We start from the raw sequence: 20,654 nt of genomic DNA, 5'->3' as shown, positions 1-20,654 counted from the left end.
CCCGTACGCGGGCTGCCCACCCGAGCCCCGTGCGCAAGCCCTGTTCCGGCACTGCATCGTGCCGGAACGGGGCTTTCCGCTGCTTCGGCGCCAACTCTAGGATCGCCCGCGGCAGTTGAAACGTGAGCGAAGGGTGTGACCAGTGGCGCTGGAGATACGTCAGGCGGATCAGTCGGACCGGGACGCGGTGGCGCGGCTGCTCGACGAGGCCTTCCGCACCGACCCGGTGAGCAGCTGGGTCTTCCCGGACCCGGAGCACCGGGCCGCGGTGCACGGGAAGTTCCTGGGCGTCTTCGTGGACGTGGCGCTGGCAGAGGGCCGGATCGACTACGCGGTGGACGGCTCGGCGGCGGCGCTGTGGCTGCGGATCCCGGCCGGGGATCCGGAGGGGGAAGCCGCCGAGGACGAGGTCCCGGCGAGGATGCGCGAGGTCGCCGACCCCGACAACGAACGGTGCGAGCTGGTCGGCAGGCTGACGGGCGCGGTGCACCCGACCGCCGAGGAGCACGAGTACCTGCTGATGATCGCGGTCGCCCCGGGCCGACAGGGCGAGGGGCTCGGGACCGAGCTGATGCGGCCGGTGCTCGAGCGCTGCGACCGCGAGGGCGTGCCGGCGTACCTGGAGGCGAGCAGCGAGCGCAGCAAGGGGCTGTACGAGCGGCTCGGCTGGGAGTTCACGGGCGGGGCGGTGCAGCTGCCGGAGGGGCCGCTGATGTGGCCGATGTGGCGCAAGCCGCAGGGGACGACGTCATCCCGTACGGACTGACCACTGCATGCGCAGTGCTCTGCCCGGGGAGTCCGACCTCGGGTCTGCGCCCGCAAGCGCCGGAACCGGCCGAACGCGCAGAACCGGCCTACCGTGGAGGTATGGCCGGCGAACAGCACAAACAGCATGATCGGCGCCACCCGCATCCGGAGGCCGTGGCCCCGCAGACCGCGCACGAACAGCTCGCGTGCCCGGTCTGCGGGCGCCCCGTCGACACCGTCGTCCGGCGGCGCAAGGCGTTGGGGATCTTCATTCCGGAGTGGGTTCCGGGTCCCTGCCGGAACCCGGACTGCGCGGAGTACGTACCCGAGGTGGGGAAGCTCCCCTAGCTCTTGGTGCCCAGCCCCGACGCGGCCAGCCCGTTGCGCCACAGCTGGTCCACGCGCGAGCGCTCCGCGCTGTTCGGGTTGGGGTTCTGGCACGAGGTGCCCGGGCCGCCGCCCGACATCAGCTCGGAGCAGGGGCCCGAGTAGTGGTCCGGCAGACCCAGCACGTGGCCGGTCTCGTGCGCGGTCACCCGGGTGGAGTTGTACTGCTGGTTCTGCTGGTAGTCGAGGAAGATGTAGCCCCGGCCGTGGCCGTCCGTGCTCGCGTACGAACCGCGCGAGTCGTTGCCCTCGTAGTACGAGAAGTTCCCGCCGGAGGAGACCTCCTGCAGCTTCACGTTCGAGACCGAGCTGTTCCATATCTGCGTGGAGCGGGATATCTGGCTGCGGAAGCTGGGCGCGTTGCGCGTGTTGTACGTGACGGTCACCGCGAGGACGGCCGGGTTCGCGGCGCGCTGCTCGGCGACCGAGCGCTGCACGGCCTCGAAGAAGGCGCGGTTGGCGTCCTGGTTCTCCTGCGAGTGCTCGTACGCCGCGTAGCTGGCGGCATTGCCGACGGGGGCGGGGGCGGCGCTGGCGGTGGGGACCACGCCGAGGGCGGCCGCGAGGCCGAGGCCGACGGTGGTGGCCAGTACGGCCTTTCGGGACATACGGGAGTGGCGCATGTGGGGGGCTCCTACTCGATACCGGTGGGGGGTGGGTCGTTCGGTACCGGAGTCTGCGGGAGCGGGAGCGGCCGGCGGATGATGTCAGCCACCGATAACGCCGGCCTATCGGGGAGTTTTCGGAAGGTCAACTTCCATGAGAATGGCGGGATTCGGTGGGGTATCAGTGGCTGGTGCGGTTCGCTGGGACCGGCCTACTCTCGGGTCATGGAGCTCGAGGTGAGGCACCTGCGCGCACTGTGCGCCATTGCCGACGCCGGCAGTCTGCACAAAGCCGCGCGGCAGCTCGGCGTGAGCCAGCCCTCCCTGACGACCCAGCTGCGCCGCATCGAACGCGCCCTGGACGGCGAGCTGTTCCTGCGTGAGCGCACCGGCTGCCGGCCCACCCCGTTCGGCCGCACGGTCCTGGGCCGGGCCCGCCCGCTGCTGGCCGAGATGGCCGCGCTCGTCGCCGAGGCCCGGGCGCTGGCCCGCGGGCCGCGGCTGAACATCGGCTCCACGGCCAACCGGGCGATACCGGGGTGGCTGCGCCGGATCCACCGCCGGATGCCGGACTTCGAGACCTCGCTGATGGTGGACGTGTCCGCCAACGCCCTGCTGCGGATGGTGGCTTCGGGGCAGCTGGACGTGGCGTTCGTCCACGAGGTGGAGGGCAGCCCGCTGCGGGTGCCGGCCGGGCTGGAGCTGCGGGTCCTGATGGAGCGGGAGCCGCAGTTCGTGTCGATGTCCCGGGACCATCCGGCGGCGCGCCGCCCGGTGGTGGAGTTACAGGACCTGGCGGCCGACCGGTGGACGGTCGACCCCTCCGTGGACGGCGAATGGGACGGCCTGCGCCGGGTGTTCGCCGGGGCCGGGCTGGACCCGCCCGTTCTGCACGCCGACTACCACACCGCGACCTCGCTGATCGTCTCCGGCGAGGCGGTGGCCCCCTGCCAGCCGACCTCCGGGCCGCGCGACGACATGGCGATACGGCCGCTGTCCGGCGACCCCCTCGCGGTCCGGCTGCTGCTGGCCACGCGGCCCGGAGCGCATGCCGAGGTCTTCGAGGACCTCCGGGCGGCCTACCGCGAAGCCGCCCTCCGCACGCCGCCGTACCGGGCCTGGCTCCACCACCACGCCAGCCCCCTCCTGGCGGCGTAGCCGCCGGTGGCGGGGTGACCGGTGCCGATGTGCGTCATGCGGTCCACGGGGAAGGGAAGCGCGGGTCGGGCAAGTAGGCGCAGTAGGTCCCGGTACGGATGGTGCGGTCGAGGTGGTCACCCAGCGCGGGAGAGGCATCACGGAGACGGCCGACGGCCTTGCGCACGGCCTGGGTCACCGCGGCCCGGGCCCGTTCGGACGCCGCACCGGCACGCCGGTCGCGTCCGCCGAGGCCGACCGCACGGGAGAGTTCGGCGACCAGGAAATCGCGTTCGAACTCGGCCTGCGCCTGCCTGCCGATGTCGTGGTCGGCCCGGGCCTCCTCGATGTCGTCCTCGATCTCGGTGAGCCGCCGGCGGTACATGTGCTTGGCGCGGCCGTCCAGGAGGGGACCGGCGTCGTCGGCATGGAGCAGCCTGCCGACGACGGTGGGGTCCTCGCTGTCGGCGGCGACGAGGTCGAGGACGTGGAACTCCCGTCCCGGCGCGGTGAGCAGGCGGGCGAGGTGGTGCATGCCCTTGCTGTCGCGGATGTTCATGTACCTGCCGTCGAAGACGACCCGCCAGTAGTCCCCTTCCCGGCCGAACGTGTTCGGCTCGGTCGTGGCCGGCTGCGACTGATCGACGGCGGGTGTGCCCGCGATCCGCTCGAACTCGATACGCGCCGCTTCCCGCTCGAGGGTCTCGGCCTGGTGGTGGCCGAGGACGCGGTGGGCGTCCGCCAGCCGGAGCCGGCACTGGGCCGTCTCGTACGGTGCGCCGATCTCGCTCCAGACGCGGACGGCATCGGCGAGCAGCGCCGACGCGCCGGCCGCGTCGCCCGCGGCGAGCAGGACCGTACCGCGCGCCTGCCGTGCCGAGGCGCTGAGCGCGCGGCTCGAGAAGCGGTCGGCCACGTCCTCGAGCTCGCGGACCGCCTCCCGCGCCGTCTCCAGGTCCGCGCCGGCCACGGCGATCTCGACCTGCGCGGCCAGCAGCGGCGCCCGGCGCAGCCCGGTGGTGGGGGGAAGCTCCTTCGACGGAACCGGCAGGGGCCGGATCAATGCCTCCCGGATCGTGGCGGCCGCCGCGCCGACGTCGCCGTCGGCGAGCCGGACGAGCGAGAGCCCCGGCTCGGGATCCCAGCCGAGGCGGTGGGCGGCGAGCAGCGCGTTCTGCGCACCGGCCGGATCCCCGCGCCGCAGCCGGATGCGGCCCAGCTCCGCCAGCGGCCAGCCCAGCTCGCGCCGCACATAGGGACGCAGCTCGTCACACGCCAGGAGCACCTGCTCCTCGGCGGCCGCGCACCGACCCCGCAGGCGCAGGATCTCTGCCCGGTGTACGCGGCACCGGCCGTGGATGCTGCCGATCGCGTTCGTGTGGGCCCACCGCTCCATGGCTTCGGTCCACTGCTCGGCCAGGTCGTACTGGGCGAGGCCCTGCAGCGCGCACACCAGCTCGCAGTAGACGACCCCGGTCGAGAGCGGGTCGAGGTCGCCGGACATCGTCGCCGCGCCGGCGTCGTCGAGCAGTGCCAGACCCCGTTCGACGTCGCCGTCGAAGATCACCAGCCGCGCCTGGGCCACCCGCCCGATCGCCGCTGCCGCCGGATCCGTGTCCAGGCCGGTCGCGACCGCCTGCCCGGCCCAGTCGCGAGCGGCGTCGAGGTCGCCGCTGAGGAGACGTTCGTAGGAGCGCACCGCCGCGAACCATGCGTGCGCGGGGGTCGCCGCGGCGGGGTCGAGGAGGCGTTCGGCACGCCGGAGCCACCCCCGTACCGGCGCCATGAGCGCGGTGTCGAACAGCAGGTGCATGGCCACCCGCACGGCGGCGCCGGCCGCGCCGTTGTCCTCGCCCAGGCCGGCCAGCTCGTCATGGAGCCGCTCCCACGTCTCGACCGAGACGTCGAGATGCCCTGCGGCATACGCGACGCCGGCGAACTCGGCGAGATCCGCCGGGCCGAGCTCGCCCGCTTCCTGAGCCGACGCGTAGCCGGCGTAGGCCTCCGCCCACGCGCCCCGTGCTGCGGCGCCCCTGGCCTGCTCCAGCGCGCTGGTCCCATCGCCCGTTGCATCGGTCACGACCGTGTCCCTCGATCCGGGGTCGGGACGCTTACGGCGGTAACCGTCCCGCTTACGCCTCCACAGTGAGCAATGACCACCGAGGAAGAGACACCGAGGAGGACACCATGGACACCGTCACCGTGAACGGCATCCAGATGGAGTACGAGATCCGCGGATCCGGTGAGCCGGTGCTGTTCATCAGCCCGGTCCTCGCCGACGGATTCCTGCCGCTCGTAGCCGAGCCGGCACTTGCCGAACGCCACCAGCTCATCCGCTACCACAAGCGGGGCTGGGGCGGCAGCACCCACACTCCCGCGCCGGTCACCATCGCCGACCACGCCGCCGACGCCATCGCGCTGCTCGACCGGCTCGGCGTCGGCCGCGTCCACGTGGCCGGGCACTCCAGCGGCGCGGCCGTCGCCGCCCAGCTCGCCCAGGACCACTCCGACCGTGTCGCCACGGTCGCGCTGCTGGAGCTCTCCCTGCTGTCGGTGCCCGCCGGCGCGGCGTTCTTCGAACAGGCGGCGCCGGCGTTCGAGGCGTACGCCGATGGGGACGCCGAACGGGCCGTGCGGCTGTTCATGCCCGTCGTCAGCGGGATGGACTGGGACCACTGCCGGACCCTGCTCGACGAGCGGGTACCAGGCAGCGGCGCGCAGGCGGTCAAGGACGCGGACACGTTCTTCGGGATCGAGCTCCCGTCCCTGGCCGAGTGGCGGTTCGGCCCTGATCAGGCCGCGGCGATCCGTCCGCCGGTGCTCTCCGTGCTCGGCAGCGACACCCGGCCGCTGTGGGTCGAAGTCGCCGAGTTCCTCCGCTCGAACGTGCCCGACGTGGAGGAGTACGTCGCCGAGGGCGTGGGCCACCTCCTCCACATCGAGCAGTCCCGACCGGTCGCCGCAGCAATGGCCCGGTTCCTCGAACGTCACCCCATCGCGTCCTGAGCTCCGGAGCAGGCTTGACTTCGGGTATCCGCGATATATCGTGTTAGCAAGAAGACGCGATATGTTGCGTGCCGTGTCCGTACGCCGAGGAGGATCAGCACCATGGCAGAGCAGAAGACGTGGTCGGTCGCCGAACCGCAGAAGCTCACCTTCGAGGAGCCGGTGACCGAGCTCCGCGTCCGCCTGGTCGGCGGCACGGTGAACGTCGTCGCCGACGAGGGTCCGGCCCGCCTCGAGGTGGCCGCCGTCGACGGACCGCCGCTGTACGTCGTCCAGGAGGGCGGCACCCTCACCGTGTCCTACGAAGACCTGCCCTGGAACGGTTCCCAGGACCTCAAGAAGTGGTTCGAGGGCAAGCCCTGGAAGGCCTGGTCCCGCTCCGGCGCCGGCCGCAAGGCCTGGGAGCGCAGGGCCACCGTCACCCTCACCGTCCCCGCCGCCACCCACGTGCAGCTGGCGACGGTCAGCGCCACCTCCGTCGTCTCCGGCATCGGCGCCGACACCGACGTCAACGGGGTCTCCGGCGACGTCACGCTGGTCGGCCTGTCCGGCAAGGCCAACGCGAAGACCGTCTCCGGCAGCGTCGAGGCCCAGTCCCTCACCGGCGGGCTCGGCTTCCATTCCGTCTCCGGCGGCCTGACCGTGGTCGACGGCGCCGGCGGCACCGTACGCGCCGACTCCGTCAGCGGCGACATGCTCATCGACCTGGCCCTCGACGCGGCCGAGCCGCGGCCGGTGGACATCTCCCTCAACTCCGTGTCCGGGCAGGTCGCGATCCGCCTTCCGCACCCTGCCGACGCGCGGGTGGAGGCCAACACGGCCACCGGCGGCGTCTCCAACGCCTTCGAGGACCTGCTCGTCTCCGGCCAGTTCGCCGCCAAGCGGATCACCGGCACGCTCGGCGCGGGCACCGGCACCCTGCGGGCCACCACCGTCTCGGGCTCCATCGCCCTGCTGCGCCGCCCGGCCGCCGACGCCCCGGCCGCCCCTCTCGTGCTCGACAAGAAGGTGCTCTGACATGCCGCCCGTCTTCGCCCACGGCCGCCTCCGCCTCTACCTGCTCAAGCTGCTGGACGAGGCCCCGCGGCACGGCTACGAGGTGATCCGGCTGCTGGAGGAGCGTTTCCAGGGCCTGTACGCGCCCTCCGCGGGCACGGTGTACCCCCGGCTGGCCAAGCTGGAGGCCGAGGGCCTGGTCACGCACGCCACCGAAGGCGGGCGCAAGGTGTACTCCATCACCGAGGCGGGCCGCGCCGAACTGGCCGACCGTGGCGGTGAACTCGCCGACCTGGAACTGGAGATCCGCGACTCGGTCTCCGAGCTGGCCGCCGAGATCCGTGACGACGTACGGGGCGCGGCGGGTGCCCTGCGGCGCGAGATGCGGGCCGCGGCCTCCGCGACGGCGACCCCGGTCGAGGACGCGTCCTGGGCTGCGGCCAAGGAGGAGCTGCGCAAGGCCAAGCAGGAGTGGAAGGAGCAGGCGCGCCGGGCGAAGGACGAGAGCCGCCGGGCCCGCGAGGAGGCCCAGCAGGCCCGCCGCCAGGCCAAGGAGGCGCAGGAGCGGGCCCGCGAGGAGGTCATGCGGATCGCGGGCCAGCTGCAGGACCAGTTCGCGAAGTCCGGCGGGATGCTGGGCAATCTGGCCGGCAGCTGGCTCGGCGGAAGCACGGGCGGCGCGGGCGCCGCAGCCGGCGCGGGCGGTACGACGGGCAGCGCGGGCGGTACGGGTGCCGCCGGCGCGGCGGCGGACTCGCACTGGGCCGAGGACCTCGCCCCCACCGGCGACCCGGCCCGCGACCTGGACCGCCTGCTGGACCGCTTCCGCGACGACGTCCGCGACGCGGCCCGCGACCACGGAGTCACCCCGGCCAGGCTGGCCGAGGTCCGCGCCCACCTCGCGGCGGCGGCGGACCGCCTCGCGCAGACGCTCCGGCCGTCGCGATAGGTCGCGGATCGGCCGGGCGGTCCGGCGAGGCGATCCGGCCGGGGGATCCGGCCGCGGATCAGGCCGCCAGGCCCGCCTCGGCCGCCGCGTACGTGACGCCGTGGTCCGCCAGGACCTCGGCGGCCGTGCCCGGACGGGAGAGCAGCGCGAGCAGCAGGTGCAGGGTGGCGATGTGGCGGTCGTGGCGCCCCAGTGCGATGCGCAGGGACTGCTCCAGGGTCTTCTTCGCCCCCTGGGCGAACGGGACGTGGCGGCTCTCGGGCTCCGGGCGGCCCAGCGCCGAGCGGAGCGAGGAGCCCAGGGTGCGACGGCGTGGGCCTGCCGAGGCCAGTGCGCCCTCGCCGTGGGTCTCCTCGACCCGGGAGACGATCTCGGTGAGGTCGATGCCGAGGCCCGCGAGGGCCTCCTCGTCCGCGCGGGACATGCCGCCCCGGCGGCGGGCCGCGGCGAGGTCGGCCGTCAGCGCGGCGCGGTCCACGCCCAGCGGATCCAGTGCACCGCGGTCCAGCAGGGCCAGGAGCAGGTGCTCCTCGGTGACGGTGGCGGCGCCGGCCCGGCGGGCCTCGGCCACGGCGCCCGTCACGGTGTCCCGGGCGTCCTGCGTGAAGCGTTCGAACATCAGACCCTCCCGTGCTTCTTGTGTACGGCCTGCCGGCTGACGCCCAGTTCGGCCGCGATCTCCTGCCAGGACCACCCCTGCGCACGGGCGCTGCGTACCTGTACGGCCTCCAGCTGCTCCAGCAGCCTGCGGAGCGCGGCCACGGCACGCAGGCCCACGCGCGGGTCGCGGTCCCCGGCCCGCTCGGCGAGATCGGTCGCTTCTGTCATGCCCGTCAATCTAAGTTGACGGGCCCCGCAGTGTCAACCACCGTTGACGCGACGGGAGGGTTTCCGGCTACACCGTCAGGACGATCTTCCCGAACAGGTCGCCGGCCTCCAGCTTCTCGAAGCCCTCCCGTGCCCGGTCGAGCGGCAGGACCTCGTCGATCACCGGCCGCACCCCGGTCGCGGCGCAGAAGGCGAGGAGGTCCTCCAGCTCGTCCTTCGACCCCATCGTCGAGCCGACCACCTTGAGCTCCAGGAAGAAGATCCGGGTCAGCTCGGCGTGCGCGGGGCGGTCCCCGCTCGTGGCGCCCGAGATGACCAGGGTGCCGCCCGGGCGCAGGGACTTCACCGAGTGCGACCAGGTGGCCGCGCCGACCGTCTCGATCACCGCGTCCACCCGCTGCGGCAGCCGCGCGCCCGGCTCGTACGCCTCCACCGCGCCCAGCTCCACCGCCCGCTTGCGCTTGGCCTCGTCCCGGCTGGTGGCGAAGACCCGCAGGCCCGCCGCCTTGCCGAGGACGATCGCGGCCGTCGCGACCCCGCCGCCGGCGCCCTGCACCAGCACCGAGTCGCCGGGGCGCACCCCCGCGTTCGTGAACAGCATCCGGTACGCCGTCAGCCACGCCGTCGGCAGGCACGCGGCTTCCTCGAACGACAGCTCGGCGGGCTTGCGCAGCACGTTCCAGGCGGGGACGGTCACCTGCTCCGCGAAGGTGCCCTGGTAGCGCTCGGTCAGGATCGAGCGCGGCTCGTCGGGGCCGACCCCGTGGCCGCTCTGGCCGATCACGGAGTGCAGGACGACCTCGTTGCCGTCCTGGTCGATGCCGGCGGCGTCGCAGCCGAGGATCATCGGGAGTTTGTCCTCGCCGAGGCCGACCCCGCGCAGCGACCACAGGTCGTGGTGGTTGAGGGAGGCGGCCTTGACGTTCACGGTCACCCAGCCGGGGCGGGCCTCGGGGGCCGGGCGCTCGCCCAGCACAAGGCCGCTCAGCGGCTGGTCACGGTCGATTCGGGCGGCGTAGGCAGCGAACATGCCGCGACGCTACCGCCCGGTAGCGCGGCGGGCCAGCCCTGTCGGGGCTCTGCGGGTGAGGCCTTCGTCGCACGGCCGCCCGTACGGATCGGTGGCCGTCGGCGGGAACCGGGCGGGGGTGTTCCTGCGTCCGTACTGGGCCGTCCGGGGGGTGAGTGGAATGGTTCGTTGCGCGCTCAACTAAGCGCGCCACGTGCGGTCTTGTGTGACCGGGAGGGGGAAGCGGAACGTAAGAATCAAGCCTCGGGTGGCGGTAATATTCACGCCATGCCGCCCGGCTCGTCATGAGCCTGCCATCTTGTGGCCGCATTCTCATTGATGGAGCGTCAGCTTCGTCGAGGCGCTGAGGCGGAGCATCCCCTCCCGGTTCGGGGGCGGGGAGGGTGTGCCCAACAGAAGAGGGCCCGGCCGGGTGAACATCCGGCCGGGCCCTCTTCTGTGCTGCTTCCGGGTCAGACCAGGCGGGCCACGCCGTCGGCCTTGGCGGCCGCGGCGACCGCGGCCGCAACGGCCTCGGCGACGCGCTCGTCGAACGGCGACGGGATCACGTAGTCGGCGGCGAGCTCGTCACCCACGACACCGGCGATGGCGTCGGCGGCGGCGATCTTCATGCCCTCGGTGATCCGGCTGGCGCGGACCTTCAGGGCGCCCGCGAAGATGCCCGGGAACGCCAGCACGTTGTTGATCTGGTTCGGGAAGTCCGAGCGGCCCGTGGCCACGACCGCCGCGTACTTGTGCGCGACGTCCGGGTGGACCTCCGGGTTCGGGTTGGCCATGGCGAAGACGAAGGCGTCCTTCGCCATCGAGGCCACCGCCTCCTCGGGCACCGTGCCGCCGGAGACGCCGATGAACACGTCCGCGCCGTTCAGGGCCGCTTCCAGGGAGCCGGTCTGGCCGGTCCTGTTCGTCAGGCCCGCGATCTCCGCCTTGACGTCCGTCAGGTCGGAGCGGTCCGCGGAGACGACGCCCTTGCGGTCGGTGACGCAGACGTCGCCGATGCCCGCGTCCACGAGGATCTTGGCGATGGCGATGCCCGCCGCGCCCGCACCCGAGATCACGGCGCGCAGGTCGCCGAGCGTGCGCCCGGTCAGCTTCGCGGCGTTGCGCAGGGCGGCCAGCGTCACGATCGCCGTGCCGTGCTGGTCGTCGTGGAAGATCGGGATGTCCAGGGCTTCCTGGAGCCGGCGCTCGATCTCGAAGCAGCGGGGGGCGGAGATGTCCTCCAGGTTGACCCCGCCGAAGGACGGCGCGAGGCGGATGACCGTCTCGATGATCTCGTCCGTGTCCTTGGTGGCGAGCGCGATCGGCACCGCGTCCACACCACCGAACTGCTTGAACAGGATGGCCTTGCCCTCCATCACGGGGAGGGAGGCCTCGGGACCGATGTCACCGAGTCCGAGCACGGCCGTACCGTCGGTGACGACGGCGACCACGTTGGACTTCCAGGTGTACTCGTTCACCAGCTCGGGCTGCTCCGCGATGGCGCTGCAGACCTTCGCCACGCCGGGCGTGTACGCGAGGGACAGGTCGTCCTTGTTCTGGACCGGCACCGTGGCCTGGATGGCCATCTTGCCGCCCCGGTGCAGCGCGAACACCGCGTCCGGGTTGTTGTCCGTCGCGCTGTCGCTGCGAGGATTGACGATCTCCGCTGCCACTTTCTTGGCCCCTTAGGTTTTTGAATCGTTGAGGGTGACCACACCTGGTTAAGGGGTGGGCGGGCACCGCGTCCGTACTCCGCATCGACGGTTGGCCCGTCTCCGCGAAGGGGAGGTTCGTACGCGCGGGCGCGCCGCACGCGCGCCCTGAGCCCCGGATGAGGGGTGTAAGGATCCGTTGTACCCGAAGAACGCTCACCCAGACGAGTCGATTCCAGCTCGACTGGAGACCTCTTGTCCTGTTTTTGGCGAAAGGTCCAAACACCTCTGTCCAATGGGCGAGACGAGCCGCAAATAGTCCGTCAAAAGGGCCAGGTCACAGCGGTTCCTGCGGCGCTGAAGCCCACATTCCGCAGTCCTGTTGGGTACCCCCACCCACCCGTTATCCGATTTTGACCTGACGAACTGCCTGAATGCGTCAGTCCGAATGGCAAGATGCCGTAATCACACGAGGTCGCGACACTCGAAGGTGCGTGCCCGACCGTTCTCGGATGCTCCACCAGCCAGCCGGAGGAACCAGCTCATGACCGCAAGCACCACCCGTCGTACGACCGCCGCCCGGTCCCGGATCGCCGCGGTCGGCGCGATCGCGGTCGCCGGAGCCCTGATCCTGACCGGCTGTGGCGACCAGACGGAGAAGGGCTCCGCGTCGACCCCCTCCGGTGGCACGTCGAAGGACAACAGCGCCCCGCTCTTCTCGGCCCTGCCGAAGAAGATCCAGGACGCCGGCGTCATCAAGATCGGTACCGACTCCGCCTACGCCCCGATGGAATTCGTCGAGGGCGGCAAGATCGTCGGTGTCGACCCCGACATCGCCGAGGCGCTCGGCAAGCAGCTCGGCGTGAAGATGCAGTTCACCGCCGGCACCTTCGACGGCCTGATCACCTCGATCTACACCGGCCGCGAAGACGCGATCATGTCGTCGATCACCGACAACAAGCAGCGCCAGGAAGGCCTGGACGACAAGGGTCAGAAGATCGGCAAGGGGATCGACTTCGTCGACTACTTCTCCTCCGGCCTCTCGCTCCTCGTCAAGAAGGGCAATCCCGAGGGCATCAAGTCCCTGGACGACCTCTGCGGCAAGACCGTGGCCGTCCAGCGCGGCACGACGTACGAGGACGCTTTCAAGGCCCAGGCCGAGAAGTGCGGTGACAAGAAGCTCACCATCCAGGCCTTCGACACCGACGCCGAGGCGCAGACCCGCGTCAAGGCCGGCGGGGCCGTCGCCGACCTGAACGACTACCCGGTCGCCGCCTACACGGTGAAGACCTCCGGTGGCGGCAACGACTTCGAGATCGCCGGCCAGCAGAGCGGCGTCGGCCTCTTCGGCATCGGCGTGAGCAAGGAGAACACCCAGCTCCGCGACGCCCTCAAGCAGGCCCTCGACGCCATCATCAAGGACGGCTCCTACGCCAAGGCGCTGGAGAAGTGGAACGTGCAGGACAGCGCCGTCAAGTCCGCGACGGTCAACGCAGGTCAGTAAGTCGTCCCGCGAAGTCCCTCGCTCCACGCTCCACTGAAGGGCAGTCATTGTGACTGACAAGATCGAAAAGGGTCCGGCCGAGAACCCGCCGGCCGGACCCGGCGCCTCGGGCCTCCCGTACGAGGCCATCAAGGCCATCCCGGTGCGGCACTACGGCCGCTGGGTCAGCGGCGTCGTGGTCGTCGCGCTGCTCGCCTGGCTCGTCTACGCGTTCGCCAACGGCAACGTCATCTGGGCGACGGTCGGCGACAAGCTGTTCGACCCGGCGGTCCTCAGCGGTCTCGGCAACACCGTGATCATCAGCGTCTCGGCCATGGCGCTGGGCCTCGTGCTCGGCATCGTGTTCGCCGTGATGCGCCTCTCCAAGAACCCGGTGACGGGCGCCGTCTCCTGGCTCTACATCTGGTTCTTCCGCGGTACCCCGGTGTACGTGCAGCTGCTGGTGTGGTTCAACCTGTCGCTGATCTTCCAGTACATCAACCTCGGTCCGATCTACAAGAACGAGACCGTCGACGTCATGACCCCGTTCATGGTCGCCCTCCTGGGCCTCGGCCTGAACGAGGGCGCGTACATGGCGGAGATCGTCCGGGCCGGCATCCAGTCGGTCGACGAGGGCCAGACCGAGGCCGCGCACGCGCTCGGCATGCCGCAGACGAAGACCATGCGCCGGATCGTGCTGCCGCAGGCGATGCGCGTGATCATCCCGCCGACCGGCAACGAGTTCATCAACATGCTGAAGACCTCCTCCCTGGTCTCGGCGGTGCAGTACACGGAACTCCTGCGGGCCTCGTCGAACATCGGCAACACGGCCGGTGCCATCATGGAGATGCTGTTCGTGGCCTCCTTCTGGTACCTGGCTCTGACCAGTGTGTTCAGCGTCGGCCAGTACTACCTGGAGCGCCGCTTCGCCCGTGGTTCCACGCGGAACCTGCCGCCGACGCCGTTCCAGCGTCTGAAGGCCAACCTGAACATGTTCCGCCGTACGGAGGTCGCGCGATGACCACTCAGCCGATGGTCAAGGCCGAGGGCGTCCACAAGTCGTACGGCGCCGCCCACATCCTCCGGGGCATCGACCTCGAGGTCGCCCCGCGCGAGGTCTTCTGCCTGGTCGGCCCGTCCGGCTCCGGCAAGTCGACCTTCCTGCGGTGCATCAACCACCTGGAGCGCATCAACTCCGGGCGGCTCTCGGTGGACGGCCAGCTGGTGGGCTACCGCCAGAAGGGCGACAAGCTCTACGAGCTGAAGGACAGCGAGGTCGCGGCCCAGCGCCGCGAGATCGGCATGGTCTTCCAGCGCTTCAACCTGTTCCCCCACATGACGGCCATCGAGAACGTCATGGAAGCCCCGGTCATGGTCAAGGGCGAGAGCAAGATGGTGGCGCGCGAGCGCGCCGTCCGGCTCCTCGACCGCGTGGGCCTCGGCGACAAGGGCGGGAACTACCCCACCCAGCTCTCCGGCGGCCAGCAGCAGCGTGTGGCGATCGCCCGCGCGCTGGCCATGGAGCCGAAGCTGATGCTCTTCGACGAGCCCACCTCGGCGCTCGACCCGGAGCTCGTCGGCGACGTCCTCGACGTCATGCGGGACCTGGCCGAGTCGGGCATGACCATGATCGTGGTGACCCACGAGATGGGCTTCGCCCGCGAGGTCGGCGACAACCTCGTCTTCATGGACGGCGGCGTCGTGGTCGAGTCCGGCCACCCGCGCGAGGTGCTGGGCAACCCGCAGCACGACCGGACGAAGGCGTTCCTGTCCAAGGTGCTGTAACCGCGCAGAACAGCCGAGAGGGGCGGTACGGGAATCCCGTACCGCCCCTCTCGCACGCGTGGCCGGACGCGGAAAGTTCTCACTTTCCCACAAGGGCACTACTTCAGGCCCAGGACCAGCCCGTCGGAGGGCGAGCGCCAGATCGTCCGGGCCTCCGCGAAGCCCGCCTCGCGCAGGGTCCGGGCGTGCCAGGCGTCGTCGGGGGTGTCCCCGTCGGCGTGCTCGCCGTAGATCTCGAACCGGCGCTTCGTCGGCTCGGCGAGCACCGGGTCGGCGGCCGCGAGGGCCCACCAGTCCGCCCAGTCCAGCGCGCCGGCCTCCCGGGCCCGGTCCATCCCGGCGTGCCGGTGGGCGCGCTCGGCGGCGTTGATCCGCGGGGTCGCCGGGTCGGGCATGTGGTCGGCGTTCATGAAGACCCCGCCCGGCCGCACCAGCGGGGCGAGCTGCCCGTAGAGCACCGCGAGGTCCGGGCTGTGCAACCAGTGCAGCGCGGTGGCCGTGAGGACGGCGTCGTACGTGTCGTACGGGAGCGCCGAGGTCCAGCCGGGGTCCTTGAGGTCGGCGGTGACGAACGTGACGCGCCGGTCGCCGTCGAAGTGGCCCCGGGCGATGGTCAACAGCGCCGGGTCGAGATCGACGCCCGTAGTGGTGGATTCCGGGAACCGCTTGAGGACGCGGTCCGTAATACTTCCCGTACCGCACGCCAGATCGAGCACCCGGGGGGTGGGGCCCACCAGTGCCTCGACCATGTCCAGCATGACCCGGAAGCGCTCCTCGCGGTCGGGCATGTACCACTCCTGCTGCCGGTCCCAGCTTTCCTGCCAGGCCTGCCAGTCGGTCGTGGTCTCCGCCATCACTGACCCCTCCAGTCGTAATACCCTCGAATAAGTCTCACCCGTTACCCGAGACACTAATCCGCAGCCGTAAGGACTACAAGTGGAACTGGCCCATTACTCGGACTATGCCGTGCGCCTGGTCAACACCGAGGAGCCGGCCCGCAACAAGGATTCGCTCACCTCGGTGGACGCCGTCCGGGGCCTCTTCGGCACCGGGGTCCAGGCCGCCCGCCGGGTCACCGACGCCGACGTCACGCGCTTCCGCAACGTCCGCGGCCGGCTGCGCGCCGTCTTCGAGGCCGCCGACGGCGGCGACCACGTCCTCGCGGTCGACCTGCTGAACTCCCTGCTCATGGAGTTCCCGGTCAGCCCGCAGGTCTCCGGCCACGAGTACCTCGACGACGAGGGCCACCCGAACTGGCACATCCACCTCGCCGACCACCCCTCGAACGCCTCCGCCGGCTACGCCGCGCTCGCGTCCTTCGGCCTGGCCTTCCACCTCACCGAGCACGGCCCCGACCGGCTCGGCCTGTGCCAGGCCGCGCCCTGCCGCAACGCCTACCTCGACACCTCCACCAACCGCTCCCGGCGCTACTGCTCCGACCGCTGCGCCACCCGGGCCAACGTCGCCGCCTACCGGGCCCGCAAACGGCTGGAAGCCGAGGCGTCCGGCCAGAGCGGCCGCAGCGCCGACACCGCCCAGGACAGCCGCGCCCTCAGCGAACTCTGATCCGCCGCGCGCGGCCGGAAGCGCAGCACCGCCGTCGCCAGCACCAGCTCCTCGGGCACCGTCCCGTAGTCGGTGCTGTCGCCGGTCTCGTTGTACGGGTTGTCCCCGAGCACCCACCAGCCGCCCGGCCGCCGCTCCACCGCCCGCTTCACCACCAGCAGGTCCTGCTGGAACGGGTGCCGCAGCACCACCACGTCACCCGGGCGCACGGCGACCCCGTACCGGACCACCAGCCGGTCGCCGTGCAGCAGCGTCGGCACCATCGAGGGCCCCGCCACCTCCAGCACCTCGAACGCCGCCCGCGAGCGCCTTCTCTCCACCGTGCCCGACCTCCTCGCCCGCTCTCGCCTCAATGCGCATGCTGCCGCACACTCCCGTACGTTCGCTCACCGGTCCCGGCGCCACCCTGGACTTTTGTCCTAAGCCCACGGGGCCGCTCGCGAAATCCCCTTTCCCACGGAGTAATCTCCCCTCTTGAGAAGACGATCACGAGGAGGACCAACTCCATGCTTTCCCGCCTCTTCGCCCCCAAGGCGAAGGTCTCCGCCCACTGCGATCTTCCGTGCGGCGTGTACGACCCTGCCCAGGCCCGCATCGAGGCCGAGTCCGTCAAGGCCGTACAGGAGAAGTACCAGGCCAACGAGGACGCCGACTTCCGCGCGCGCGCCATCACCATCAAGGAGCAGCGCGCCGAGCTCGCCAAGCACCACGTCTCGGTGCTGTGGAGCGACTACTTCAAGCCCCCGCACTTCGAGAAGTACCCGCAGCTGCACACCCTGGTCAACGACACCCTGAAGGCCCTCTCGGCCGCCAAGGCGTCGCACGACCCGGCGACCGGCCAGAAGGCCCTCGAGCTCATCGCCGAGATCGACCGCATCTTCTGGGAGACCAAGGCCGCCTGATCCGGGCCTGCGCTCCTGCACGAAGGGGCCCGACCGTCACCGGTCGGGCCCCTTCGCCGTGCAGGGACTGAGCGTGGATCGTCCGCCTGTGGGACCACTCGTCCGCTGGTGGGACTACTCGTCCTCGTCGTCCTCGTCGTCCAGTCGCGCCAGCCACGTGGCCAGGCGCTCCACCGGAACCTCGAAGTCCGGGTTCAGGTCGACGAAGGTGCGCAGCTGCTCGGCGAGCCACTCGAAGGTGACCTCCTCCTGGCCGCGCCGCTTCTCCAGCTCCTCGATGCCGCGATCGGTGAAGTACAAGTCGGGCTCCGTGCCGTGATGAAGGTGTGCAGGGGATGTTTCCCGCCAGGATAATCCGCATGCCCGGCGACACCTCCCGCCCTACCGGACCCGGCGCTAGCCTGGACTGCCAGACACCTGAGGGGGCAGGGGATGCAGGACCGGCGCACGGGCGGCACCGCGCGCGCCTACGAGCTCCTCGAACCCCTCGTCCAGGCGGCCACCGTGCGCGTCCACGCGGCCCCGGACGGGTATGCACCCCATGGGACCGGTCCCACCTGGGGGAGTGGCTTCTTCATCGCCCCGGGCTGGGTCCTGACGTGCGCGCACGTCGTCGGTGAAGGGGGTGCAGCGGTGCGTCTCGTGGGGCGTGAGCTCGGCATCACCTTCTCCTCCGGCGCCGACGGCGCCACCGGGACCGTCACCGGCCGCGTCGAGTGCGTCCTGCCCGAGCGCCTCGAGGAGCGCCGCCCCGCCCGCCACGCCCTGTGGGACCTGCCCGACCTGGCGCTGGTCCGCGTCCTCGCACCGATCACGCACGCCTGCGTACGGCTCACCGACCGCGCCAGACCCCGCCTCGACGAGGTCGCCTACTTCGGCTGCACCGAGGACCTCGGCACCCCCGAGATCACCGGCCGCACCACCCGCCTGCGCGGCACCGCCGCCGCCGGCGCCGCCCTGCGCCTCGGCGGCGACGACGAGATCGAACCCGGCATGTCCGGCGGCCCGGTCGTGGACCTGGCCCGCGGTGAGGTCGTCGGCGTGGTCAAGGCCCGCCGGCACACCGGCGGCGGCGGACTCGCCGTGTCCGTCGTCCAGTTACGCACCCTGCCGCTGGCCGCCACCGGCCAGGTCGGCCTCTACCGCCGCGTCATGCAGGCCCACGACCTCTACCACTACGACCAGCACCTGAGCGATCTCGGCAGCCGCCGCACCTGGACCGACGTCCACGAGGAGCTCCCGGCCCCCCGCGACCCGTACGAGGGACGCAGACGGCTCACCGCCGCCGAACGCACCACCCTGTGCGGGCTGCTCGCCGAACTGCCCCCGCCGCGCTCCTCCGAGGCCGTCCGCGCCCTGGTCGAGGCCGCCCGCGGCGAGGAGCCGGACCCGGGCCTGCCGGCCCCGCTCAGCTGGCGCGACGGGCTCGGCATGCTGCACGACCCGCCGGCCGGCGCCGGCGAGGCCGCCGCGATGCTCCGGTACGCGACCGACGTGAGCGTGGCCGACCACCGCGAGCCGCCCTCCCCGGGCTCCGACGAAGAGCTGTGGGACTGGGTACGGGCGACGGCCGAGCGGCTGTGGCGGCCCCTGCGGCGGGAGTTGGGCGAGCGCCACGAACAGGGCCTGGTGCAGCGGGACCGGCGCCGGCGCGCCCGGGCCGCCGGTCACACGAACGGGCACGCCCGCCCCGTCGACGGGCTGACCCGCGGGCCGTCGGTGCTGCTGGAGGCGTGGGCGCACGGCTGGGAGGACGTCTACGACTGGCGCGTCTCGGTGCTGGCCGGGCCCGCCCACCCGGGGCGGCTGACCCCGGTGGACTCCGGCGTACGGGTCACCCGCGCGGGCCTCGCGGAGGCGCTGCGGGTCCCGCTCGCCGAGGCCTTCCGGCGCTGCGACACGCACGAGGCGGCAGCCCTCCTCGAAGTCGCCGTGGCGCCCGAGCTGTTCGGCCTGCCCGTGGACACCTGGACCGTGGCGGGCCGGGTGCCGCTGGGCGTCCAGCGGCCGGTGGTCTTCCGCCACCAGGCCGGCAACGGCGACACCCCGCCCGACGACGAGGCCGTCCACCGCCGGGCCGACCGCTGGGCACGCGTCCAGGCCGGGCCGCTGGCCGACGAGCGGGCCGACTGCGCGCGCGGACGCCCCCGGACCCCGGCGCCCGAATGGCTCGACGCCCTGCCGGACAACACCGTGCCCGTGCACTGCCGGGCCGCCGACGCGGAGCCCACCCGCGGCTCCCTCCACGCGGTCCACGACGCCGGGTACGGGGTGGCCGTCACCCGCCGGCCCCCGGCCGATCCGGCGGCCGACTGCGCGCCGTTCCACCGCGGACTGCGCGAGGAGCTGACCGAGGCGGGGCGGGGAGCGCCGCTGCCGGTCCGGCTCCAGGCACTGCGGGCCCGCGCGCACGGGGCCGACCCCGACGCGTACTGGGCGGACGGGATGGCCCTCGTATGGGACGACCCGGCCCGCGCGCTGCCCGATGACGAGCCGCTGCAGGGCGACCTGTGACGGGCGGGAGGGGGAGGGAGCAGCCGTGAACGAGGAATGGCTCATCTACCGGGGGGTCGGCGAACCCCACGACGGGATCGAGGCCCTGCCCGATCCGCCGCCGTGGCGGGACTTCGACGGCGGCCCCGTCGGCGAGCCCGGCGGACTCGCGGACACGGCCGACGGGAACGTGGCCCGCCGCCTCGGGGCGCACCGGCAGGCCGCCGAGCTGCACCGGCCCGAGCCCGAGGAGCTCGAGGCCATCAACGCGGCCCTGTACCTGCGGCGGCCGCTGCTCGTGACCGGCTACCCCGGAACCGGGAAGTCCACCCTCGCCCACGCCGTCGCCCACGAACTGAAACTCGGCCGGGTGCTGCGCTGGCCCGTGGTCTCGCGGACCGTGCTCCAGGAGGGCCTGTACCGCTACGACGCCATCGCCCGGCTCCAGGACGTCCAGATCGCCGCGAGCGGCGGCTTCCCCGGCGCGGCCCGCGCAGCCGGCTCCGCCGCGCCGCCCGGCACCGGCAAGGCCCCGGGCATCGGCAAATACATCCGGCTCGGACCGCTGGGGACGGCCCTGCTGCCCACCGAACGGCCCCGCGTGCTGCTCATCGACGAGCTCGACAAGAGCGACATCGACCTGCCCAACGACCTCCTGAACGTCCTGGAGGAGGGCGAGTTCGCCCTGCCCGAGCTGGAACGGGTCGCCGACACCGAGCCCGAGGTGCAGGTGCTCACCGACGACGGGGCGAAGGTCACCGTCCAGGGCGGCCGGGTGCGCTGCCGGGCCTTCCCCTTCATCATCCTGACCAGCAACGGCGAACGGGACTTCCCGGCCGCCCTGCTGCGCCGCTGCATCCAGCTCAAGCTCGGGCAGCCGGGCGAGAAACGGCTCGCCACCATGGTCCGCGCGCACCTCGGCGAGGAGGCCGCCCAGCTCGGCGCCGACCTCATCCGGGAGTTCCTCAGCCGCTCCCAGTCCGAACTCGTCGCCGCCGACCAGCTGCTGAACGCCATCTACCTCACCCATTACGCTGCCCCGCCCACCCGGGAGGACCTCGCCGACCTGCTCATCCAACGCCTCGACCGCCCGAGGTGAGCGCCCG

22 protein-coding genes are annotated in these 20,654 nt (G+C 72.0%); 13 read left to right on the top strand and 9 right to left on the bottom strand.

All coding sequences use genetic code 11. The annotated features are described in order from the left end of the window. Positions 1-142 precede the first annotated feature (142 nt). Together OG299_RS14245 and OG299_RS14240 are read left to right on the top strand one after the other, a co-directional pair. Positions 143-766, top strand: coding sequence for a GNAT family N-acetyltransferase (locus OG299_RS14245; RefSeq protein WP_266625601.1), 624 nt, complete (start codon positions 143-145; stop codon positions 764-766). A gap of 101 nt (positions 767-867) precedes the next feature. Further along, positions 868-1,095 carry a hypothetical protein gene (locus OG299_RS14240; RefSeq protein WP_327361681.1) on the top strand — a complete coding sequence of 76 codons (228 nt, stop codon included), beginning with the start codon at positions 868-870 and terminating at the stop codon, positions 1,093-1,095. Here OG299_RS14240 and snpA read toward each other — a convergent pair. Next, positions 1,092-1,757 carry a snapalysin gene (gene snpA / locus OG299_RS14235; RefSeq protein ID WP_266625599.1) on the bottom strand — a complete coding sequence of 222 codons (666 nt, stop codon included), beginning with the start codon at positions 1,755-1,757 and terminating at the stop codon, positions 1,092-1,094. The two genes, OG299_RS14240 and snpA, sit on opposite strands and share 4 nt — an antisense overlap. Positions 1,758-1,964: 207 nt before the next feature. Here snpA and OG299_RS14230 point away from each other — a divergent pair, with 207 nt between their 5' ends. Beyond that, the gene (locus tag OG299_RS14230; RefSeq protein ID WP_266625597.1) at positions 1,965-2,897 is read left to right on the top strand and encodes a LysR family transcriptional regulator; all 933 of its coding nucleotides are present in this window, start codon (positions 1,965-1,967) and stop codon (positions 2,895-2,897) included. Between the two features lie 34 nt (positions 2,898-2,931). On the opposite strand, the gene OG299_RS14225 is transcribed toward OG299_RS14230, so the two are convergent. Continuing rightward, positions 2,932-4,956 carry a transcriptional regulator gene (locus tag OG299_RS14225; protein ID WP_327361680.1) on the bottom strand — a complete coding sequence of 675 codons (2,025 nt, stop codon included), beginning with the start codon at positions 4,954-4,956 and terminating at the stop codon, positions 2,932-2,934. A 107-nt stretch (positions 4,957-5,063) separates the two neighbouring features. Between OG299_RS14225 and OG299_RS14220 the strand changes: the two genes are divergently transcribed. From OG299_RS14220 to OG299_RS14210, 3 genes are all read left to right on the top strand, one after another. Beyond that, on the top strand, positions 5,064-5,882 hold the full coding sequence (locus OG299_RS14220) for an alpha/beta fold hydrolase (RefSeq protein ID WP_266625593.1): 819 nt from the start codon (positions 5,064-5,066) through the stop codon (positions 5,880-5,882). Positions 5,883-5,984: 102 nt separating this feature from the next. Next, positions 5,985-6,899 (top strand): DUF4097 family beta strand repeat-containing protein, encoded by a 915-nt coding sequence (locus tag OG299_RS14215; protein ID WP_327361679.1) that lies wholly within the window; start codon positions 5,985-5,987, stop codon positions 6,897-6,899. A gap of 1 nt (position 6,900) precedes the next feature. After that, positions 6,901-7,827: a PadR family transcriptional regulator gene (locus tag OG299_RS14210; protein ID WP_327361678.1), complete on the top strand. Its 927-nt coding sequence runs from the start codon at positions 6,901-6,903 to the stop codon at positions 7,825-7,827. A gap of 58 nt (positions 7,828-7,885) precedes the next feature. Here OG299_RS14210 and OG299_RS14205 read toward each other — a convergent pair whose 3' ends face one another. The 4 genes from OG299_RS14205 to OG299_RS14190 form a co-directional block, all read right to left on the bottom strand. Further along, positions 7,886-8,446: a Clp protease N-terminal domain-containing protein gene (locus tag OG299_RS14205; RefSeq protein WP_266625587.1), complete on the bottom strand. Its 561-nt coding sequence runs from the start codon at positions 8,444-8,446 to the stop codon at positions 7,886-7,888. Further along, complete coding sequence (locus tag OG299_RS14200) at positions 8,446-8,655, bottom strand: helix-turn-helix domain-containing protein (protein WP_008741547.1); 210 nt, start codon at positions 8,653-8,655, stop codon at positions 8,446-8,448. Before OG299_RS14200 ends, OG299_RS14205 begins: the two co-directional genes overlap by 1 nt. Before the next feature lie 67 nt (positions 8,656-8,722). Beyond that, positions 8,723-9,685 carry a zinc-binding dehydrogenase gene (locus OG299_RS14195; protein ID WP_053691791.1) on the bottom strand — a complete coding sequence of 321 codons (963 nt, stop codon included), beginning with the start codon at positions 9,683-9,685 and terminating at the stop codon, positions 8,723-8,725. A gap of 452 nt (positions 9,686-10,137) precedes the next feature. Continuing rightward, a complete protein-coding gene (locus OG299_RS14190; RefSeq protein ID WP_389867927.1) occupies positions 10,138-11,340 on the bottom strand; it encodes an NAD(P)-dependent malic enzyme in 1,203 nt (400 codons plus the stop codon). 523 nt (positions 11,341-11,863) lie between these two features. Between OG299_RS14190 and OG299_RS14185 the strand changes: the two genes are divergently transcribed. Genes OG299_RS14185 through OG299_RS14175 form a run of 3 tightly spaced genes read left to right on the top strand, consistent with a single transcriptional unit; the run spans position 11,864 to position 14,587 of the window. Beyond that, complete coding sequence (locus tag OG299_RS14185; RefSeq protein ID WP_327361677.1) at positions 11,864-12,823, top strand: ABC transporter substrate-binding protein; 960 nt, start codon at positions 11,864-11,866, stop codon at positions 12,821-12,823. A gap of 49 nt (positions 12,824-12,872) precedes the next feature. Continuing rightward, entirely contained in the window at positions 12,873-13,823 is a 951-nt protein-coding gene (locus OG299_RS14180; RefSeq protein WP_099889531.1) for an amino acid ABC transporter permease, read from the top strand. Further along, complete coding sequence (locus OG299_RS14175) at positions 13,820-14,587, top strand: amino acid ABC transporter ATP-binding protein (RefSeq protein ID WP_323179023.1); 768 nt, start codon at positions 13,820-13,822, stop codon at positions 14,585-14,587. Before OG299_RS14180 ends, OG299_RS14175 begins: the two co-directional genes overlap by 4 nt. A 98-nt stretch (positions 14,588-14,685) precedes the next feature. Here the strand turns inward: OG299_RS14175 and OG299_RS14170 are convergent, their stop codons facing one another. Next, positions 14,686-15,441, bottom strand: coding sequence for a class I SAM-dependent methyltransferase (locus tag OG299_RS14170; RefSeq protein ID WP_266625576.1), 756 nt, complete (start codon positions 15,439-15,441; stop codon positions 14,686-14,688). Positions 15,442-15,523: 82 nt separating this feature from the next. Here OG299_RS14170 and OG299_RS14165 point away from each other — a divergent pair, with 82 nt between their 5' ends. Beyond that, positions 15,524-16,153 (top strand): CGNR zinc finger domain-containing protein, encoded by a 630-nt coding sequence (locus OG299_RS14165; RefSeq protein WP_030291347.1) that lies wholly within the window; start codon positions 15,524-15,526, stop codon positions 16,151-16,153. Here the strand turns inward: OG299_RS14165 and OG299_RS14160 are convergent. Continuing rightward, positions 16,057-16,416 carry a S24/S26 family peptidase gene (locus tag OG299_RS14160; RefSeq protein ID WP_266633224.1) on the bottom strand — a complete coding sequence of 120 codons (360 nt, stop codon included), beginning with the start codon at positions 16,414-16,416 and terminating at the stop codon, positions 16,057-16,059. The genes OG299_RS14165 and OG299_RS14160 overlap by 97 nt on opposite strands. Positions 16,417-16,659: 243 nt before the next feature. Between OG299_RS14160 and sodN the strand changes: the two genes are divergently transcribed. Next, complete coding sequence (sodN, locus tag OG299_RS14155) at positions 16,660-17,055, top strand: superoxide dismutase, Ni (RefSeq protein ID WP_266625573.1); 396 nt, start codon at positions 16,660-16,662, stop codon at positions 17,053-17,055. A gap of 114 nt (positions 17,056-17,169) precedes the next feature. Here the strand turns inward: sodN and OG299_RS14150 are convergent, their stop codons facing one another. Further along, the gene (locus OG299_RS14150; protein ID WP_266625572.1) at positions 17,170-17,355 is read right to left on the bottom strand and encodes a DUF6104 family protein; all 186 of its coding nucleotides are present in this window, start codon (positions 17,353-17,355) and stop codon (positions 17,170-17,172) included. Positions 17,356-17,487: 132 nt separating this feature from the next. Here OG299_RS14150 and OG299_RS14145 point away from each other — a divergent pair, with 132 nt between their 5' ends. Beyond that, entirely contained in the window at positions 17,488-19,569 is a 2,082-nt protein-coding gene (locus tag OG299_RS14145; RefSeq protein WP_327361676.1) for a VMAP-C domain-containing protein, read from the top strand. After that, positions 19,541-20,647 (top strand): MoxR family ATPase, encoded by a 1,107-nt coding sequence (locus tag OG299_RS14140; RefSeq protein ID WP_266625568.1) that lies wholly within the window; start codon positions 19,541-19,543, stop codon positions 20,645-20,647. The genes OG299_RS14145 and OG299_RS14140 overlap by 29 nt, the downstream gene beginning before the upstream one ends. Positions 20,648-20,654 lie beyond the last annotated feature (7 nt).

Source organism: Streptomyces sp. NBC_01296 (genome assembly GCF_035984415.1).
Taxonomy (GTDB): Bacteria; Actinomycetota; Actinomycetes; order Streptomycetales; family Streptomycetaceae; genus Streptomyces.
The sequence above is the reverse complement of the archived record's forward strand: the minus strand, read 5'-3'. Positions and strand labels throughout refer to the sequence as shown.

Coding starts and splice junctions, on each gene's coding strand:
- OG299_RS14240 (WP_327361681.1), top strand. CDS start 868: ATGGCCGGCGAACAGCACAAACAGCATGATCGGCGCCACCCGCATCCG.
- snpA (WP_266625599.1), bottom strand. CDS start 1,757: ATGCGCCACTCCCGTATGTCCCGAAAGGCCGTACTGGCCACCACCGTC.
- OG299_RS14230 (WP_266625597.1), top strand. CDS start 1,965: ATGGAGCTCGAGGTGAGGCACCTGCGCGCACTGTGCGCCATTGCCGAC.
- OG299_RS14220 (WP_266625593.1), top strand. CDS start 5,064: ATGGACACCGTCACCGTGAACGGCATCCAGATGGAGTACGAGATCCGC.
- OG299_RS14215 (WP_327361679.1), top strand. CDS start 5,985: ATGGCAGAGCAGAAGACGTGGTCGGTCGCCGAACCGCAGAAGCTCACC.
- OG299_RS14210 (WP_327361678.1), top strand. CDS start 6,901: ATGCCGCCCGTCTTCGCCCACGGCCGCCTCCGCCTCTACCTGCTCAAG.
- OG299_RS14205 (WP_266625587.1), bottom strand. CDS start 8,446: ATGTTCGAACGCTTCACGCAGGACGCCCGGGACACCGTGACGGGCGCC.
- OG299_RS14200 (WP_008741547.1), bottom strand. CDS start 8,655: ATGACAGAAGCGACCGATCTCGCCGAGCGGGCCGGGGACCGCGACCCG.
- OG299_RS14195 (WP_053691791.1), bottom strand. CDS start 9,685: ATGTTCGCTGCCTACGCCGCCCGAATCGACCGTGACCAGCCGCTGAGC.
- OG299_RS14185 (WP_327361677.1), top strand. CDS start 11,864: ATGACCGCAAGCACCACCCGTCGTACGACCGCCGCCCGGTCCCGGATC.
- OG299_RS14175 (WP_323179023.1), top strand. CDS start 13,820: ATGACCACTCAGCCGATGGTCAAGGCCGAGGGCGTCCACAAGTCGTAC.
- OG299_RS14170 (WP_266625576.1), bottom strand. CDS start 15,441: ATGGCGGAGACCACGACCGACTGGCAGGCCTGGCAGGAAAGCTGGGAC.
- OG299_RS14160 (WP_266633224.1), bottom strand. CDS start 16,416: ATGGTGCCGACGCTGCTGCACGGCGACCGGCTGGTGGTCCGGTACGGG.
- sodN (WP_266625573.1), top strand. CDS start 16,660: ATGCTTTCCCGCCTCTTCGCCCCCAAGGCGAAGGTCTCCGCCCACTGC.
- OG299_RS14145 (WP_327361676.1), top strand. CDS start 17,488: ATGCAGGACCGGCGCACGGGCGGCACCGCGCGCGCCTACGAGCTCCTC.
- OG299_RS14140 (WP_266625568.1), top strand. CDS start 19,541: ATGACGAGCCGCTGCAGGGCGACCTGTGACGGGCGGGAGGGGGAGGGA.